16 protein-coding genes and 2 pseudogenes are annotated in these 15,863 nt (G+C 67.3%); 6 read left to right on the top strand and 12 right to left on the bottom strand.

The features are described 5' to 3' along the window. Positions 1-15 precede the first annotated feature (15 nt). From ACREYQ_RS20295 to ACREYQ_RS20275, 5 genes and pseudogenes are all read right to left on the bottom strand, one after another. On the bottom strand, positions 16-297 hold the full coding sequence (locus tag ACREYQ_RS20295; protein ID WP_432261969.1) for an MmoB/DmpM family protein: 282 nt from the start codon (positions 295-297) through the stop codon (positions 16-18). Between the two features lie 32 nt (positions 298-329). Beyond that, positions 330-1,325: an aromatic/alkene monooxygenase hydroxylase subunit beta gene (locus ACREYQ_RS20290; RefSeq protein WP_432261968.1), complete on the bottom strand. Its 996-nt coding sequence runs from the start codon at positions 1,323-1,325 to the stop codon at positions 330-332. Positions 1,326-1,375: 50 nt separating this feature from the next. Then, positions 1,376-1,600 (bottom strand): phenol hydroxylase subunit, encoded by a 225-nt coding sequence (locus ACREYQ_RS20285; protein ID WP_092311966.1) that lies wholly within the window; start codon positions 1,598-1,600, stop codon positions 1,376-1,378. 521 nt (positions 1,601-2,121) lie between these two features. Then, complete coding sequence (poxR, locus tag ACREYQ_RS20280) at positions 2,122-3,843, bottom strand: phenol degradation transcriptional regulator PoxR (protein ID WP_432261967.1); 1,722 nt, start codon at positions 3,841-3,843, stop codon at positions 2,122-2,124. 155 nt (positions 3,844-3,998) lie between these two features. Continuing rightward, positions 3,999-4,133, bottom strand: a pseudogene (locus tag ACREYQ_RS20275) (tripartite tricarboxylate transporter substrate binding protein); the annotation flags it as partial. Positions 4,134-4,283: 150 nt separating this feature from the next. Between ACREYQ_RS20275 and ACREYQ_RS20270 the strand changes: the two are divergent. Together ACREYQ_RS20270 and ACREYQ_RS20265 are read left to right on the top strand one after the other, a co-directional pair. Further along, positions 4,284-4,478: pseudogene (locus tag ACREYQ_RS20270) on the top strand (alkaline phosphatase family protein); the annotation flags it as partial. Between the two features lie 50 nt (positions 4,479-4,528). Beyond that, complete coding sequence (locus ACREYQ_RS20265) at positions 4,529-4,894, top strand: glyoxalase superfamily protein (protein ID WP_432261966.1); 366 nt, start codon at positions 4,529-4,531, stop codon at positions 4,892-4,894. Positions 4,895-4,897: 3 nt separating this feature from the next. On the opposite strand, the gene ACREYQ_RS20260 is transcribed toward ACREYQ_RS20265, so the two are convergent. From ACREYQ_RS20260 to ACREYQ_RS20230, 7 genes are all read right to left on the bottom strand, one after another. Next, a complete protein-coding gene (locus ACREYQ_RS20260; RefSeq protein WP_432261965.1) occupies positions 4,898-6,232 on the bottom strand; it encodes an amidase in 1,335 nt (444 codons plus the stop codon). After that, positions 6,232-6,909 (bottom strand): DUF2848 domain-containing protein, encoded by a 678-nt coding sequence (locus tag ACREYQ_RS20255; protein WP_432261964.1) that lies wholly within the window; start codon positions 6,907-6,909, stop codon positions 6,232-6,234. The genes ACREYQ_RS20260 and ACREYQ_RS20255 overlap by 1 nt, the downstream gene beginning before the upstream one ends. A gap of 89 nt (positions 6,910-6,998) precedes the next feature. Then, positions 6,999-8,333 (bottom strand): MFS transporter, encoded by a 1,335-nt coding sequence (locus ACREYQ_RS20250; protein WP_432261963.1) that lies wholly within the window; start codon positions 8,331-8,333, stop codon positions 6,999-7,001. After that, complete coding sequence (locus tag ACREYQ_RS20245; RefSeq protein WP_432261962.1) at positions 8,330-8,998, bottom strand: hypothetical protein; 669 nt, start codon at positions 8,996-8,998, stop codon at positions 8,330-8,332. Before ACREYQ_RS20245 ends, ACREYQ_RS20250 begins: the two co-directional genes overlap by 4 nt. Before the next feature lie 314 nt (positions 8,999-9,312). After that, on the bottom strand, positions 9,313-10,224 hold the full coding sequence (locus ACREYQ_RS20240; RefSeq protein ID WP_432261961.1) for a LysR family transcriptional regulator: 912 nt from the start codon (positions 10,222-10,224) through the stop codon (positions 9,313-9,315). Positions 10,225-10,362: 138 nt separating this feature from the next. Next, complete coding sequence (locus ACREYQ_RS20235; RefSeq protein ID WP_432262611.1) at positions 10,363-10,740, bottom strand: type II toxin-antitoxin system VapC family toxin; 378 nt, start codon at positions 10,738-10,740, stop codon at positions 10,363-10,365. Further along, a complete protein-coding gene (locus tag ACREYQ_RS20230; protein WP_432261960.1) occupies positions 10,740-10,976 on the bottom strand; it encodes a type II toxin-antitoxin system Phd/YefM family antitoxin in 237 nt (78 codons plus the stop codon). Before ACREYQ_RS20230 ends, ACREYQ_RS20235 begins: the two co-directional genes overlap by 1 nt. A 134-nt stretch (positions 10,977-11,110) precedes the next feature. On the opposite strand from ACREYQ_RS20230, the gene ACREYQ_RS20225 reads away from it, so the two are divergent. Genes ACREYQ_RS20225 through ACREYQ_RS20210 form a run of 4 tightly spaced genes read left to right on the top strand, consistent with a single transcriptional unit; the run spans position 11,111 to position 15,794 of the window. Next, a complete protein-coding gene (locus tag ACREYQ_RS20225) occupies positions 11,111-11,851 on the top strand; it encodes a DUF3348 domain-containing protein (RefSeq protein ID WP_432261959.1) in 741 nt (246 codons plus the stop codon). 10 nt (positions 11,852-11,861) lie between these two features. After that, positions 11,862-14,477, top strand: coding sequence for a DUF802 domain-containing protein (locus tag ACREYQ_RS20220; RefSeq protein ID WP_432261958.1), 2,616 nt, complete (start codon positions 11,862-11,864; stop codon positions 14,475-14,477). Next, a complete protein-coding gene (locus tag ACREYQ_RS20215) occupies positions 14,474-15,121 on the top strand; it encodes an OmpA family protein (RefSeq protein WP_432261957.1) in 648 nt (215 codons plus the stop codon). Before ACREYQ_RS20220 ends, ACREYQ_RS20215 begins: the two co-directional genes overlap by 4 nt. Then, positions 15,114-15,794, top strand: coding sequence for a DUF2894 domain-containing protein (locus ACREYQ_RS20210; protein WP_432261956.1), 681 nt, complete (start codon positions 15,114-15,116; stop codon positions 15,792-15,794). The genes ACREYQ_RS20215 and ACREYQ_RS20210 overlap by 8 nt, the downstream gene beginning before the upstream one ends. Positions 15,795-15,863 lie beyond the last annotated feature (69 nt).

Raw genomic sequence — 15,863 nt, 5'->3', positions numbered from 1 at the left:
TATGCCGCTGCGGTGTCAGGCGTTCCAGCGCAGCGTGAAGGCGTCTTCGTCTTCGTCGATGTTTCCGCACAGCGAGATCAGGTTCAGGTGGATCTCCTGCAGGTCCCAGTCGCGGCCGAGCTTGCCGGCCACCAGCTCGCGCACGATGGTCAGGTGGCCGGGGGCGTCGATCTTGACCATGGCGGGGAACTGCGACACCACCGCATGCGGGTTGGCCTCGGTGATGGCGTCGATGATGGGTCGGGTGTCGTCGTTGTGCTGCAGGGCGATGTAGACGTTGGCGGCGGTGGCTGACATGGCGTATCTCCGTGGGGTTCGTTGCGGGCGGATCAGCCAGCCAGGCCGAGCTTGCCCAGGCGGACTTCGAACTGCTCGCGGCACAGCGCCACCATCTGCGCGCCGTCCTCGCCGGTGAGGGCATTGGCCACCGGCACCAGCGCCTGCGCCACTTCGGCGCAGCCGGCGCGCGCCCAGCCGGACAGCAGCACGCGATTGGCGTCGGACTCGACCGCGGCGGCCTGGATCACCGCGTCGACCCAGCGTGCGTGCTCGTCGCGCCAGTCGTTCATGAACTCGGTCAGCACCGCCAGCCCGGTGCCGCAGGCGCGCGCGATCACCGCGTCGGCATGCTGGTAGACCAGCGGGTAGAGCAGCCCGTCGAGCACCAGGTTCTGGGCCACGAAGGTCTCGAACCAGTCCCCGGTGACAAAGGTGTGCTCGACAAAGCGGCGCAGCGGCTGCCACGCGGCGCTTTCCAGCCAGGCCACCCTGGCGCGCTCCAGCGCCACGCCGGTATTGCCATCCAGCAGCATGCCGATGCGCGACAGGTACTGGGCAATGCCCAGGCGGTCCATCGCGCAGTAGGTGCAGGCCTGCGTGATGGCGGTGCCCCAGCCGTAGTCGGCGCAATAGAAGTTGTTCATGTTGGCACCCCATTCCACATGACGCAGCGGCAGCAGGCCGGTGGCCAGGCGTTCCTGCCATTCAGCGGGCAGCGCCTGCAGCAGGCCGCGCTTCTCGACAAAGGCGAAGCTCTTCTCCGTGGCATCCTGCTGGCGGCCGCGCGCGGTGACATAGGCGCCGTAGTAGAACTGGCGCGGGTCCTTCAGCGCGTACCAGTCCTGCATCACGATTGCCGTGCGGCGCTTGTCATACAGCTCGAAGCCGGGGTCCCAGGTGGGGCGGTAGTGGAAGTTCACCTCCGACTGCACGTCGTAGGTCGCCTCCTGGTAGCGCGACGCCGGCTTGTCGCCGAAGCGGCGCGCGACATGGCCGTAGGTCTGGCGCAGCGGCTGGATCTGCTGGGTCTTGATATCGACTTGCATCGCGTGGTCTCCTGTATCCCTTCTCTCTTTGTGATGCGGTGGCTGCGGCGTCAGTCGTCGGCTTCCGGCTGCGGCGAAGCTTCCAGCGGCGGCAGGAAGCGCACGCGGTTGACGCAGCAGAAGGCTTCGAACATCGGCTCCGGCATGATCAGTTCGACGTTCAGCTCGGGGTCGGCCACGCTGAAGGCGAACTGCACAAACCCTTCCGGGGTGCGGCCCTCGACCCGCACGTAGCGCGGCGTGGCTTCGAACAGGGGAACCGACGGGGTGTTCATGGCGCGCTCCATTGCGTTGGCTGGACGCAGGCCTTATTGCGAAGACCGTGCCAGCGGCCGCGAAGCGCGGTGGGACAAGGAATGCGGGGAATTGGCGGTGGCGAGCGTGCGCGTTAACCCGGAAAGGTCCGCGCGAAACGCATCGATGAATTGATGAAGCTGCGCAAAAGCCTTGATCAAATGATCAAAAGCCGCGCAGGGCGGGCGTTTGCGGGTAGCGTTCGGATGGAGGCGCGATTGCCCTGCGGCGCAGCAGCGGGCGTGGAACACATGGATGAAGGGGCTTGATCCGACAGGGGAAAATCGCTGGCGCGGCGCAGCATCTGGCGGATGCGGGACGATGCGCGGCCTGGAGGGGCTGCATCAAATGATCAAGTGGGGAAATGCGAGGGGCCGGGGAGAAGCAGAGGAGATGGCTGGCGCAGAGGATCGTGTGAACGGCTTGATCTACGCTTGTGTGCTCCCTCTCCCGCTTGCGGGAGAGGGGAGCAAACCGTCAGTATCTGAACCGTGCAACGGCCTCAGTTACCGTTACCGTTACCCCCACGCGCACCGCGCATCTTCCACCGGTACGCCAGCTGCGGCCGCGTAATGCCCAGCAACCGAGCCGCCTGGCTCATGTTGCCGCCGGCGCGCTGCATCGCGGCCTCCATCAGCACGGTCTCGACATCGCCCAGCGCCAGCTGCTGCTCGGACATCTGGTCCAGCAGCGCATGGACCGCGGCTTCGCGCAGGTCTGGCAGCGTGCCGCCCGCGCCCAGGCGCGGCGCGGTATCCACCGCCGGTGCCACGGTGCCCGGCAGGAACAGGTGGTCGGCGGTGATCTGGCCGCCCTGGCTGGCCAGGATCACGCCGCGCTCGATCACGTTCTCCAGCTCGCGCACGTTGCCGGGCCAGTCATAGTGACGCAGCTCGGCCAGCGCGCGGTCGGTGATGCCGACGATGCGCTTGCCATGGCGCGCGCCGTAGCGGGCCACGAAGCGCTCGGCCAGCGGCCGGATATCGTCCAGGCGCTCGCGCAGCGGCGGGATCGTGACCGGGTAGACGTTCAGGCGGTAGTACAGGTCCTTGCGGAAGGTGCCCTGCTTCACGGCTTCGGCCAGGTCGACATTGGTGGCGGCCACCAGCCGCACGTCCACCTTGCGCGTGCCGGTGCCGCCCACGCGCTCGACCTCGCCTTCCTGCAGCACGCGCAGCAGCTTGGACTGGGCCGAGGCCGACAGCTCGCCCAGCTCGTCCAGGAACAGGGTGCCGCCGTGCGCGCGCTCGAAGCGCCCGGGGCGCGACTGGCTGGCGCCGGTAAAGGCGCCCTTTTCCACGCCAAACAGCTCGGACTCGATCAGCTCGTCGGGAATCGCCGCGCAGTTCACGGCGATAAAGGGCTTGTCGGCGCGCCCGCTCACGCTGTGCAGCGCCTGCGCGAAGCGCTCCTTGCCCACGCCGGTTTCGCCCAGCAGCAGCACGGTCACGTTGCTGGCCGCGGCGCGTTGCAGCAGGCCCCAGGCGGCGCGGAAGCCGGGCGAGGTGCCGACCAGGTCGGCCGGCGTGGCCGGGGTGCCCTGCAGCGCGCGCAGGTGCTCGACCTCGCTCTGCAGGGCGATGATGGTTTCGATCACCGGATCGGGCTGGTACAGCGCCAGCGCCTGTGCGCCGTCTTCCCAGGCTTCCACCGGCTTGCCGACGATGCGGCAGTGCGGGTGCCCGCAGGCAATGCACTCCACCTCGCGGTACAGGATGGTGCGCCCCATCAGCGCGGAGGTATAGCCGGTGGCGTAGCCAATCTGCATCCAGCAGGCAGGCTCGTCGACGATGCCGAACAGCTGGCGGTGGACGTCGCCCTCGAAGGAGTCTTCCCACAGGAATTCGCCATCGTAGATGCCGGCGGCGATATCGATGTCGACCTTGACCGGCGTGACCCGCACCACCCCCTCGATGGTATGCAGGCAGGGCCCGATCTCCAGCTGGCCGAAGTCGCTGTGGCCGGCGCGCAGCTTCCTGGCCACCTCGGCGTCGCGCATGCCCGAATGAAAGCCCATGCGCATGAACAGGCCGCGCGCGCGCTCCATGCCCAGGGTGTCCACCAGCTCCTTGCGCAGGGCGCCCAGGGCGGCGGTATGGATCAGGATCATGCGCTGCTCGTCCAGCCAGATCGCGCCCTCCTCCATGGCAAAGCGCAGGCGGCGGGCAAGATCGGCCAGGCCATCGCGCATGGTGGCCGAGAACTTGTCGGTTGAACTGCTCATTGTCTCCCCTCAGTGCCGGCGGATGATCCGCTCGAGTGTGCCTTGCGGCCGGCATCTTACGCACATTATGTGCCAGGGAGACGGGGGCGGGGTAATGACATGCCCCCGGAGCATTCCCGGGGGAGCCCCCTATGAATCGCGTTGGTCCGGGCCGCTTAATCCGCCCGGATACCCCGCTGGCGGATCAGCGCACCCCACATGTCGGTTTCCTTGGCCAGGTGCTCGCGCAGCACCGCCGGTGAACTGCCGATCGGCTCGGCGCCGATCAGCGCCAGCCGCTTCTGCACGGCGGTGTTGGCCACCAGCACGTTGGGCACCACCGCCAGCAGCGACACCGGGGAAGTCCATGCCCTGCATCTGATATCGGCGCATGGGATCGGCAAGCGTTATCCCCCTCAAACGACCACAAGGCAAGCCTCGGCACCGGCGCTGCCGCCGCGATGCTGGCCAGCGTTCCGCCCAGCATCCGCCGCGCGTTCGCCATTGAGGCCAACAACGCCACCGGCACCATCCACGACGTCAAGCACGTCGTGATGGTGATGCTGGAAAACCGCTCGTTCGACAACTACTTCGGCACGTTCAAGGGCGTGCGCGGCTATGGCGACCGCCTTGCAATCCCGCTGCTCAATGGCCGCGGCCCGGCGTTATCATCTGGCTTTCCCGCGCAACTTCCAAACGGAAAACCATGACCCTGTCCGCCGGCATTCCCATCCTCCGGATCTTCTCGGTCGACAAGGCCAAGGAGTTCTACCTCGGCTTCCTCGGCTTCTCGCTCGACTGGGAGCATCGGTATGAGGAGGGGTTTCCGCTGTACGCGCAGGTCAGGCGCAGCGGCCTGACGCTGCACCTGAGCGAGCACCATGGCGATGCCACGCCAGGATCGACGGTGTTCGTGACAGTGGAGGATGTCGATGCGCTGCAGCGGGAGCTGTCCGCCAGGGACTATCCGTACGCCAGGCCCGGCGTGGAGGATGTGGGCTGGGGACGGATGCTGCAGGTGGCCGATCCGTTCGGAAACCGGCTGCGGTTTTGCGAGGTGTCGGAGGACTAGCGTTCAGCGAAGGCCTTTTTCAATCCCACCGGCAACTTGCAGAATTCGCGCGTCGGCACCGTTCAATCCACAGACGCTGAGCGCGATGCCCGGCACGGCGGCGGGAAGCGGAAGAGATACCGCACAGCCATCGAGAAAATTGATGACACTGGGATTGCGCAGCACAAGGCCGTTGGTCGAAAAGAAGGCTTCATCGCTGTCGAGCGCGTCGATCCGCGGCGGCCGGACCGCCACCGTCGGCATCAGCCAGGCATCGGCATCGCGCAAAAGCTCTGCCGCTCTTTGGCGCATGACTTCGCGTTCCCTGAGCAGGGTCAGATAGTCGGCGGCACTCTGTTGCTGGCCACGGCGTATCCGTGTCGCCACGCGCGGATCGTAGGCAGCGCCGCGCGCTTCCAGCAGCGCGCGATGCCAGTGCCACGCTTCGGCCGCGGTCAGGCCGCCGCCGGCATTGATCTGTGGCAGGCGGCCAAGCTCGGGGAAATCGAATGGGATGACCTGCGCACCGAGCCGGGACAGGCTGGCCAGGGCTGCGTCAAAGCCACGCGCGACTTCGCTGTCCAGACCCTCCGTGACGAAGTCGCGCGTCACGTACAGGCGCAGGCCGGCAAGCGCAGTGGGCCGGCTGTCGAGCGCCTCACCACTGAGGACCGCATCCAAGGCCGCACAGCAAGCCACGGAACGCGCCAGCGGACCGGCCGAGTCGAGCGAGGCCGACAACGGCACGGCGCCCTTCAGCGGCACGCGCCGCGCACTGGGCTTGAAGCCGGTCAGTCCGCAGAATGCGCTCGGGATGCGGATCGAACCGCCCGTGTCGGTACCGAGCGCGGCCACGGCCATGCCGAGCGCCACGCTGACGGCACCGCCTGAGGTGGAGCCGCCGGCGATGCAGGCTTCGTCGGACGGCGTGCGGGGCGTACCGAAGTGCGGATTCAGCCCGAGCCCGGAGAAGGCGAACTCACTCATGTTGGTGCGCCCGATCAGCACCGCGCCCGCGGCGCGCAGGCGCGCCACGGCCGGCGCGTCCGCCGCCGCAGGGGCACCGTCCAGCGCCTTTGAGCCGGCGCGCGTCACCTGGCCGCGCACATCGAACAAGTCCTTGACCGAAACCGGCAGGCCAGCCAGTGGCGACGCTACATAGCCGGCAGCACGCGCCTGGTCTGCCGCTGCGGCCGCCGCCAGGGCGCCCTTGTCATCGACCTCGACAAAGGCCGCGCCGCCCGCCGTGCGATGACTGCCGATACGCTCCAGCGCCTGTTCGGTCAGCGCGACGCTCGTCGTACGCCCGGCATTCAGGCTGGCGGCCAGTTCCGCGATGGTGGGAAGATCAGTACGCATCAGGGGGCCACCTCCAGGCTTGCGACGCGGTATGCATGACGTATCGAACGCCGCAGTACCGGATCGTGCAGCTCGACTTCAAAAGCCTCGCCTCCGCCCAGTTCCCCGATCACGGCCTGTGTGCCGCAGAACATCGCGGTACCGGGCGGCAACGCGCCTTCGCCGTGCAGACGGCGGATCAGATCGCGCGGATCGAGCAGGCGTGTCACCAGTCCTTCCTGGTAAAGCGCGCGCACGCCACGCCGGGTGCGCCAGCAGCGCATCTCGAGCCGGTCCCAGTGCGCCGCGACATCGTCAAAGCGCCAGACCTCGTTACCGACCGGCTTGGCGCACATCTGCTTGGAGACGGTGACATCATAGGCCTCGACCTTGCGGTCGGTATGGTCCGAGCCCACGCCGACATAGAGCGCGTCCTGGCCCGCCATCAGCACGAACTCGATCTCACCCGATGAATCTTCCCGCGGCACTTCCAGCAACGGTGCGGTGGTCAGCAGCGAGGCGGCAAGCGGATAGAAGCACGGAACGGTCGATGGCGGCTTCACGCCGATCTGTTCAAGTTCCCGGATGTGGTGGTTGACGGCTTCGGCATCGCGTCCGGTCCAGCCGGCAATGACGAGCCGGTCGATATGCAGGGCCAGCGGTCCCTCGCCGGCGAGCTGGAATTGCAGAGTAGGCATGCGGTACAAGTTGTTGTGAGGAAGGGGCTTCGAGGGAAATGCCGCCGGCGGGCATGGTTCGCCGGACAGCGGCGAGCCGCGGCCGGGAACTAGTGCTCAAGCGGCTTGTGCGCCGTCTCGCGGGCAACCAGCAGCGCAACCAGCGTCACGCCCAATGCCGTGCAGACATAGAGCGACACAGCGCCGGTCGTGCCGTAGGCCTTGTACAGGCTGGTGATGATGAGCGGAGCGAAGCCACCGCCGAGGATGCCTGCCAGGGTGTAGGCCAGTGACGAGCCTGCATAGCGCACCCGCGTCGGAAACTGCTCGGTCACGAACGCTGCCTGCGGGCCGTACATGGCGGCGTGGATCTGCAGCCCCAACACAACGGCCACACAGATCTGCCACGGCTGGCTGCTGTCCATCAGCACGAAGAACACGAACGCCCAGACGATTCCCAGCAGCGCGCCGGTCAGGTAGACCGGCCGGCGGCCGAGCTTGTCAGACAGCGCACCGAACAGCGGCACCGTCAGTGCATTGCCGGCCGCGCCCAGCATCGTCGCCGTCAGCGCCAGCGGACGCGACAGGTGCAGCACACTGGTGACATAGGTCAGCGTAAATACCACGACCAGGGCATAGAGCACGTCCGAGCCGATCCGCACGCCGCCGGCCACCAGCAGACGCCGCCAGTGCGATACAAACACTTCCTTGACCGGGGTTTTGGCTTGCGTATTGTGGGCAGCCATTTCCTTGAATGCCGGCGTTTCGTCCACGCCACGCCGCAGCCACAAGCCGAAGATCACCAGCGCCACGCTAGAAACGAACGGGATGCGCCAGCCCCACGCCAGGAAGTCCTCCGGGCTCAGGAACAGCGTGACCAGGGCAATGAAGCCAGTGCCCAGCAGCGTCCCGGCCGACGGACCCACCTGCGTAAAGGACGCATTGCGCCCGCGCTGATCCTGCCTGCCGTGCTCCATCGCCAGCAGCACCGCGCCGGCCCATTCGCCGCCGATGGCGGCACCCTGCACAAAGCGCAGCGCCACCAGCAGCAGCGGGCTCCAGATGCCCCACGACGCATAGGTCGGCAGCATGCCCATCGCACCGGTGGCTATGCCCATCAGGACCAGCGTCGTCACCAGGACAAAGCGGCGGCCGAGCTTGTCGCCAAGATGGCCGAACACCATGCCGCCGAGCGGCCGGGACAGATAGCCGACGGCATACGTGGAGAACGCCAGGATCGTGCCCGTGAGCGGATCGAACGACGGAAAGAAGATGACGTTGAAGACCAGCGCCGCCATCAGGTTGTAGACGGTAAAGTCATACCACTCCAGCGTGGTTCCGATCGAGCTGGCCGCGGCCAGGCGGCGCATCTTCGCGTTGGCGCTGGCATCGCGCGCGCCGGCTGCAGCGCCGGCGTCGGCTACCGGAGAAACGATTTCGCTCATGACGTCAGTTCCTTTGCGTAGAGCTTCCACTTGAGGATGTAGCGCGTCGCACCCGCGGGATCGGCGTGCAGGCCCTGCGCCGCGATGCCCAGCGCAAGCGCGCTTGCCTGTTCGTCACTGCTCTCCACGACGAACAAGGGAAGCAGTTCGCGGCCTTCCAGGCTCTCGTTCGGCAAAGGCTGGCTGAGCTCGTCGTCGGGGACCAGGAGATAGGAGCGGACGAACCCTGCGCGCAGCGAGAGTTCGTCGCCGACCTCGCCGGCCCGGTCGATGAGGGACACGGCATCGTCGGCGCGCGGCAGTGGCAGGACCGCGAGCCAGCTGCCGCTGCCTTGTCCCACCGAAGCATCGACCGAGCACACGCGGCGCATCGGCTTGCGCATGCGCCCGAGGTTGGTGACTGACCATGGGGTCTGGTGCCGGAAGGCCTGCTTGTAGGCGGCCGAGGTGAACGCAGCCAGCGATTCGGTGCGATAGAGGCCAAGGTACTTCGGGCCACCGTGCACTGCCTGGTAGCGCGCGGCCGAGATAAAGCCCGGAACGCGCGCGCGCTCCTCTACGTGTTCGCGGTCGTACCAGAGATTGAAATCGGCTTCATCGGCCGCATCCACATCGGACGCAACGAACAACAAGCCATGTGGGGGAATGGCCGCAAGATTGCTCATCAAACTCTATCTCCTCTGATGGGGTGATCGCCGGGCGTGGCTGATGAGTCGATGATCGTTGCAGCAGCGAGTCAGGACAAACGGGAAATTGTTGGTCCTTCCGATCAGTTTTTCTTGTGGATGCGGCCGGGAAGCCGCACCAGGGTGGCGCAATCGCCTCTCCAGGGCCTAATGCTGTTCAGTTAAGGTATCAAACGCTACTGTCATTCCCGCGCAGGCGGGAATCCAGCGTCTTTCACGTCCCCTTTGGGGATGACGTCACTGGGTTCCCGCCTGCGCGGGAACCACGGTGGTTAACTGAACGGCATTACTCTTTAGGGCCCCGAATATGGTGCAGGCAACGACCGGACGAACTGATCCGATTCGCGGCAGGCCAGTTCGGCAACAAAGCGGATGGCCTCGGAAACGCCGTGGTCGTGATAGCTGACCACCACACGCTGCGGTGGCAGCGGGACATCGCAGGCAAGCAGGCGCAACTCGCCGCGCTCGACCTGCTCGCGCACCGGTGCCAGCGGCATCAGGGCATTGCCGAACCCGCCCTTGACCAGCCTGACAATGGCGGCAATCGAGCTCACGCAATGCACCTTGCCTACCGGCAATCCGGCCTTGCGATACAGCTCCTTGAGCGCAACGTGGGGCTGCGAGCCCCGGCTCATCGTGATGGTCGGATGCTGGAGCAGCCCCGCCAGCACGCCCTCGCCCGGCTGCGGTTCGCCCGGCGGGCCAACCCAGCCCATCGCCATCGGCAGGCAGGGCATGCTGGCGATGCCTTCGCCGACGGCAGTGTCGGTCTGCAGCGCGATATCGATGGCGCCGCCACGCAGGCTCTTGTGCAGCCCTTCGGTCGTCTCGGAGGTGATCTGCACCTCGATGCCGGGATAGGTCGAACTCAGGTGGCGCAGGAAGTCGACCAGCCAGGTATGCACCACGGTCTCGATCGCGCCGATGCGCACCAGCCCGAGCAGCTGCTGGTCCGAGCGGCCCAGCACCATGATCTCGCGCTGCAGCTCGAGCATCCGCTCGCCGTAGCCGAGCAAGCGCAGGCCGACCGGCGTCAGGCGCAGATCGCGGGCCTCGCGCTCAAAGACGCGGGCGCCGATCTCCTGCTCGAGCGAGGCGATGCGGTTTGACATGGCGGCCTGCGTGATGTGCAGATGGTCGGCCGCAGCGCGGAAACTGCCAAGCCGCGCGACCCACATGAAGGCCTCGATAAAGCGAGTATTCAAGGACACCCCGGCGCAAGGCGGCCTGAAACTACACCATTCATGATGTCGTCCCCTCGTAGTATTTGTGTGTCAGTTTGCCGAGGATTGTACTTGCATACCCGTAGATGGACTTCTGGCGGCTGTTGGAAATCGAGGCTCTTATACGGTGATGACCAGATCGGTGTACTTCGATAAATGGCCGTCTGAAGTCACCAGTCGCAGGGGCTCCGAAAGAGCCTGTGCGACCAGGATCCGGTCGAACGGATCACGGTGAATATCCGGCAGGTCGCGCACCATCGCCGCGTGAACCGCCCGCACCGGCAATTCCGAAAAGCCGCTCGCCTCAATCTCGGACACGAGCAGGTTCACATCCACGTCGAGCTTGCCAAGCCCGGCCTTGATCGACGCTTCCCATATGCTCGCGCTGCTGACGTAAACATCGTCGGCGTCAAGTATTAGCTTGCGGGCCGCTTTGGTCAGCTTGCGGTCGTCCATGACAGACCAAAGGTAAACGTGGGTATCGAGAAGCAGGCGCATCACCGGCCCTCGAACGCGGCAATCACGTCATCGGGCAGCGGCGCATCGAAGTCGTCGGCGACGCGCACCTTGCCTTTCAGGCCACCAAACCGACGCACCACCTTGGCCCGTTCCATCGGCACCAGTCGCGCGGCCGGTTTGCCTGCCTTGGCAATCACAATCTCCTCGCCGCTGGCTGCGGCATCGACCAAACGCGAAAAATGGGTCTTCGCTTCATGGATATTGACCGTCTGCATTTTTGCTCCTAGTGGACTAAGCCCATATTAGTCCACTGGGTCCATCTGGGTCAATTCCGTCCCGTAATACTTCCCGATTCCTGACTTCGCCCCGCTGGCCCGTGTAAACTGCTGGATTTTTCAAATCCGGCGGAATGTTACAAGTGCCCCGGCGCACAGGTTTCAGCGGCCCGACCCTGGTCCGCCTGCTGGCTCGCCTGACCGACGCCGACGCCCCCTCTCCTGCAAGCTCGCTCTCAAGCCAGCTGAGCCAATGGCTTGGCTGGGCGGACGCGATCGCGCTGTCGTCGGCCCTGAAGGCCAATGCGCCGGCAATGCCACCCGCGGCAAGTGCCGCCGCCGGCACGAAGGCGCAGGAATGCGCGCGCGTGCGCGCCACGCTGGCCGATGCCATCGTGGAAGACACCTCGCTTGCTGGCAAGCGGCGCGGGCCGTCGCGGCGGTCTGCGCTACCCGATCCCGTCGATGCGCAGGTCGACTACGCGGTCTATCGCCAGCGCTATCTCACGCTGCAACAGACCATGGAGACCGCGATCGGCAACTTGCGCGCCCGCCTGCGCGTCGCACTGTCCGCCCGTGGTCCCGGCATGGCCAAGCTGGCCACGGTCGATGCGGTGATGGAACGCGTGCTGGGCGCGCGCGAGCTAAGCCTGCTGGGCACAGTGCCTTCCATGCTGGAGCCGCATTTCCAGCGCCTGCGCCAGGCCGAAGCGGCGGCGCTGGCCGAGGCCCAGGCCGCGGGGCAGCCCGCGGCGGTCCGCCCCGGCGCATGGCTGGCGGTGTTCCGCAAGGATATGCAGAGCGTTTTGCTCGCCGAACTCGACATCCGCTGGCAGCCTCTTGAAGGCTTGCTGGCGGCGCTGCAAGACAGCTAATCAGGACATCATGACCCGATACCTCACCCATATTGTTGCTTTCCTGGCGGGCCTGGCGGTCGTGTGCTGGATTGCCGCCGGCTATGCCGGCACGAATTTCCTGGCGCTTACCGTCACCTTGCTGATCGGCGGCTTCTACGTGGCGGGCGCGCTCGAGCTCTACCGCTACCGCCAGGCCACGGCCACGCTGGCACAGGCGCTTGCCGGCCTGTCCGAAGCGCCGGCCAGCCTTGGCGCCTGGCTGGAACGGCTGCACCCCAGCCTGCGCGACAGCGCGCGCCTGCGTGTCGAAGGCGAGCGCGTCGGCCTGCCCGGCCCCGCGCTCACGCCCTACCTGGTCGGCCTGCTGGTGCTGCTGGGCATGCTGGGCACGTTCCTGGGCATGGTGGCCACCCTGCGCGGCACCGGCATCGCGCTGGAAGGCGCCACCGACCTGCAGGCCATCCGCGCCTCGCTGGCGGCGCCGGTCAAGGGGCTGGGCTTTGCCTTCGGCACCTCGGTCGCGGGCGTGGCCACGTCGGCCATGCTGGGGCTGCTGTCCGCGCTGTGCCGGCGCGAGCGCATCCAGGCCGCGCAGGCGCTCGACGCCCGCATCGCCACCACGCTGCGCCCATACTCCCGCGGCCACCAGCGCGACGAGGCCTTCCGGCTGCTGCAGCGCCAGGCTGACGTGATGCCGGCACTGGTCGAACAGATGCAGGCCATGATGCGCACCATGGCGCAACAGAACGAGGCCCTGACCGAACGCCTGGCGGCCAGCCAGGACGCTTTCCACGGCAAGACCGAAGTGGTCTATACCCGCCTGGCGTCATCGGTGGAGCAATCGCTGAAGGACAGCATCGCCGACAGCGCCCGCGCCGCGAGCGCCGCGATCCAGCCCGCGGTGGACGCCACCATGGCAGGCCTGGCGCACGAGACCACGGCCTTGCGCGACACCGTCACGCAGGCGGTGCAACAGCATCTGGAAGGGGTGTCGAGCCGTTTCGAGACCGCCACCGCGGGCGTCGCCGATACCTGGAACCAGGCGCTGGCCGGGCATCAACGCACGAGCGAGGCGCTGGCCGAGAACCTGCGCGCCGCCCTGGACGGCTTCACCCAGACCTTCGAACAACGCTCGGCCGGGCTGCTGGATGGTGTCTCTACCCGCCTGGACGCCGTGGCCGCCGGCGCCGCCGACGCCTGGCGCGAAGCGCTGTCCCGGCAGGAGCACACCGGCGAGAAGCTCGCCAGCGGCCACCAGCAGGCATTGGCTGCCGCCACCGCCGCGTTCGCCGAACAGGCTGCGGTGCTGGTGCGCACCGTGGGCGAGTCGCACGCCGGGCTGCAGACACAGCTGGCCGCGCACGACGCGCAGCGCCTGTCGGCCTGGAGCGATACGCTGGGCACCATGACGGCTGGGTTGCGCGAGGAGTTGGAGCAACTGAACGCGCACACTGTGAGCCGCCAGGACGAGATCAGCACTACGCTCGCGCAGAGCGTGCGCGATATCTCGGCCCAGACCCAGGACCACGCCAGCCGCACCCTCGCGGAGATCGACCGCCTGGTGCAAGCCGCAACGGACGCCCCGAAGGCAGCCGTCGCGCTGCAGGCCGATCTGGCTTCCCGCGACGAACAACGCTTTGCCACCTGGACCGAAACGCTCGGCGGCATCGCGGCCACGCTGCGCCAGCAGTGGGAACAGGCCAGCACGCACGCCGCCACCCGCCAGCAGGAAATCTGCGAGTCACTGGCGCAGACCGCGCGCGCGATCTCGACCGAGACGCAGGCGCATGCCAGCACCACCCTCGCCGAAATCGACCGCCTGGTGCAGGCCGCTGCCGAGGCACCCAAGGCCGCCACCGCGCTGCAGGCGGAACTGGCATCGCAGGACGCGCAACGCATGGCTGCCTGGACCGATACGCTCGGCGCCATGGCCGCCGCGCTGCGCCAGGAATGGGAACAGGCCAGCGCGCACACGGCCAGCCGCCAGCAGGAGATCTGCGAGACGCTGGCCATCACCGCGCGCAAGATGTCGGCCGAGGCCGAGGCGCAGTCCACCGGCACCATCGCCGAAGTCGCCCGCCTGATGCAGGCCGCGTCCGAAGCGCCGAGAGCCGCCGCGGAGGTCATCGCGGCACTGCGCGACAAGCTCACCGACGGCATGGCGCGCGACCACGCCATGCTGGAAGAACGCAGCCGCATGATGGAAACGCTGGGCACGCTGCTTGACGCCGTGAACCATGCCTCCACCGAACAGCGCACCGCGGTCGACGCGCTGGTCGCCACCACGGCCGGCCTGCTCGAGCGCATCGGCACCCGCTTTACCGACAAGGTCGAGTCCGAGACCGGCAAGCTCACCGACGTTGCCGCGCAGGTCACCGGCAGCGCGGTCGAGGTGGCCTGCCTGGGCGAAGCCTTCGGCGTGGCCGTGCAGCTCTTCAGCGAATCCAACGGCAAGCTGATCGACCACCTGCAGCGCATCGAGGCCGCGCTGGACAAGTCGATGACGCGCAGCGACGAGCAACTGGCCTACTACGTGGCGCAGGCCCGTGAAGTCGTCGACCTGAGCATGCTGTCGCAGAAGCAGATCCTGGAAGACCTGCAGCAGCGCGCCGGCCAGCAAGCGCCCAGCGCCGAGGCGGCATGAGAGAGGAACTCGACGCCGGCGTTGAGCCGGCCGTTCCCGCGTGGGCGGTCTTTGGCGACCTGATGTCGGTGCTGCTGGGCGCGTTCGTGCTGATCGTGCTGGGGGTCATCGGCGTGCAGATGGAACTGTCGGCCAGGCTGGAAGCCGAGGTCAAGCAGCGCCAGGAAGAAGCACAGCGCCGCGAGACGCTGGAGAAGGCGCTGGCGGGACCGCTGGCGGCGGGCCGCGTGACGCTGGTGAACGGGCGCATCGGCATCAGCGGCAGCGTGCTGTTTGCGCTCAATTCCGACCAGTTGCAGCCCGAAGGCCGCGACCTGCTCAAGAGCCTGGCCCAGCCGTTGTCGGCCTACCTGCGCAGCCGCGACGAGATCCTGATGGTCAGCGGCTTCACCGACGACCAGCAGGTGCGCGAGGGCAACCGGCGCTTTGCCGACAACTGGGAACTGTCGGCGCAGCGCGCGCTGACCGTGACCCGCACGCTGATCGATGCGGGCATCCCGCCCTCGTCGGTATTCTCGGCCGCCTTCGGTTCGCAACAGCCTGTGACGCCCAATGCCGATGCCGAGGGCCGCGCGAAGAACCGGCGCGTGGAAATCTCGCCGGTGCCGCGCGTGACCACGGGCACGGTGAAGCCGCATGGCTAGCCTCGGCGTGGCAGCGGATCTCCATGCGCAACTGGACGCCTGGCAGGCCAGCGGCGCCGACCAGGCCGATCCCGTGCGCTTCCGCATGCTGCAGGCGCTGGCCCGCCGCTCTGCCGGGCACAGCGGCGCGGCGCGGCGCTTGCTGGATGAGCGCCTGCACGGCCTGGTGGCCGCTTATGCGGCCATCGTGCAAGGGCATGCCGGCAATGGTGGCGATGCCGCCGATGTTGCCGCGCCGTCCACGCCAACGACCAGCGCGCTTGGCGCACTGGTCCACGACATCACCGCCCGCGCCAGGCCCGCCCTCGCGGTTGCTTCGAACGACGCCCGACCGCGCGCGCCAGAGCCGGCGCACGCCCCCCAACCCGACGCGCCACTGGTCGATGCCCTGGCCGACTACTTCCGCGAGACCTGGGCCAGGGTCAGTGTCGAGCAGCACTTCCGGCTGTCGCTGGAGCGGGTACCGGAGAATGCCGGGCCGCTCAATACCGACCATCTCGTGCATCGTTCGCTGTCGCTGATGCGCGAGACGTCGCCGGAATACCTGCGGCATTTCCTGTCCTATGTCGAGGCCATGTCCTGGCTGGATCAGCTGGGCGCAGCAGCAGCGGCCGAGAAGGAAGCAGCCCGCGCCGCGGCCCGGAAGAGCGTACGCGGCAAGGCGCGCAAATAGCGCCCGCGCCTCAGCGCAAACGCACCACCACCTTGCCGAAGGCAACGCGCTCCAGGTGATCGAGCGCCG

Origin of the sequence: Cupriavidus sp. TMH.W2, assembly GCF_050847365.1 — a bacterium.
In the GTDB taxonomy this organism is placed as follows: domain Bacteria; phylum Pseudomonadota; class Gammaproteobacteria; order Burkholderiales; family Burkholderiaceae; genus Cupriavidus.
This window is presented reverse-complemented; position numbering and strand designations above follow the sequence as displayed.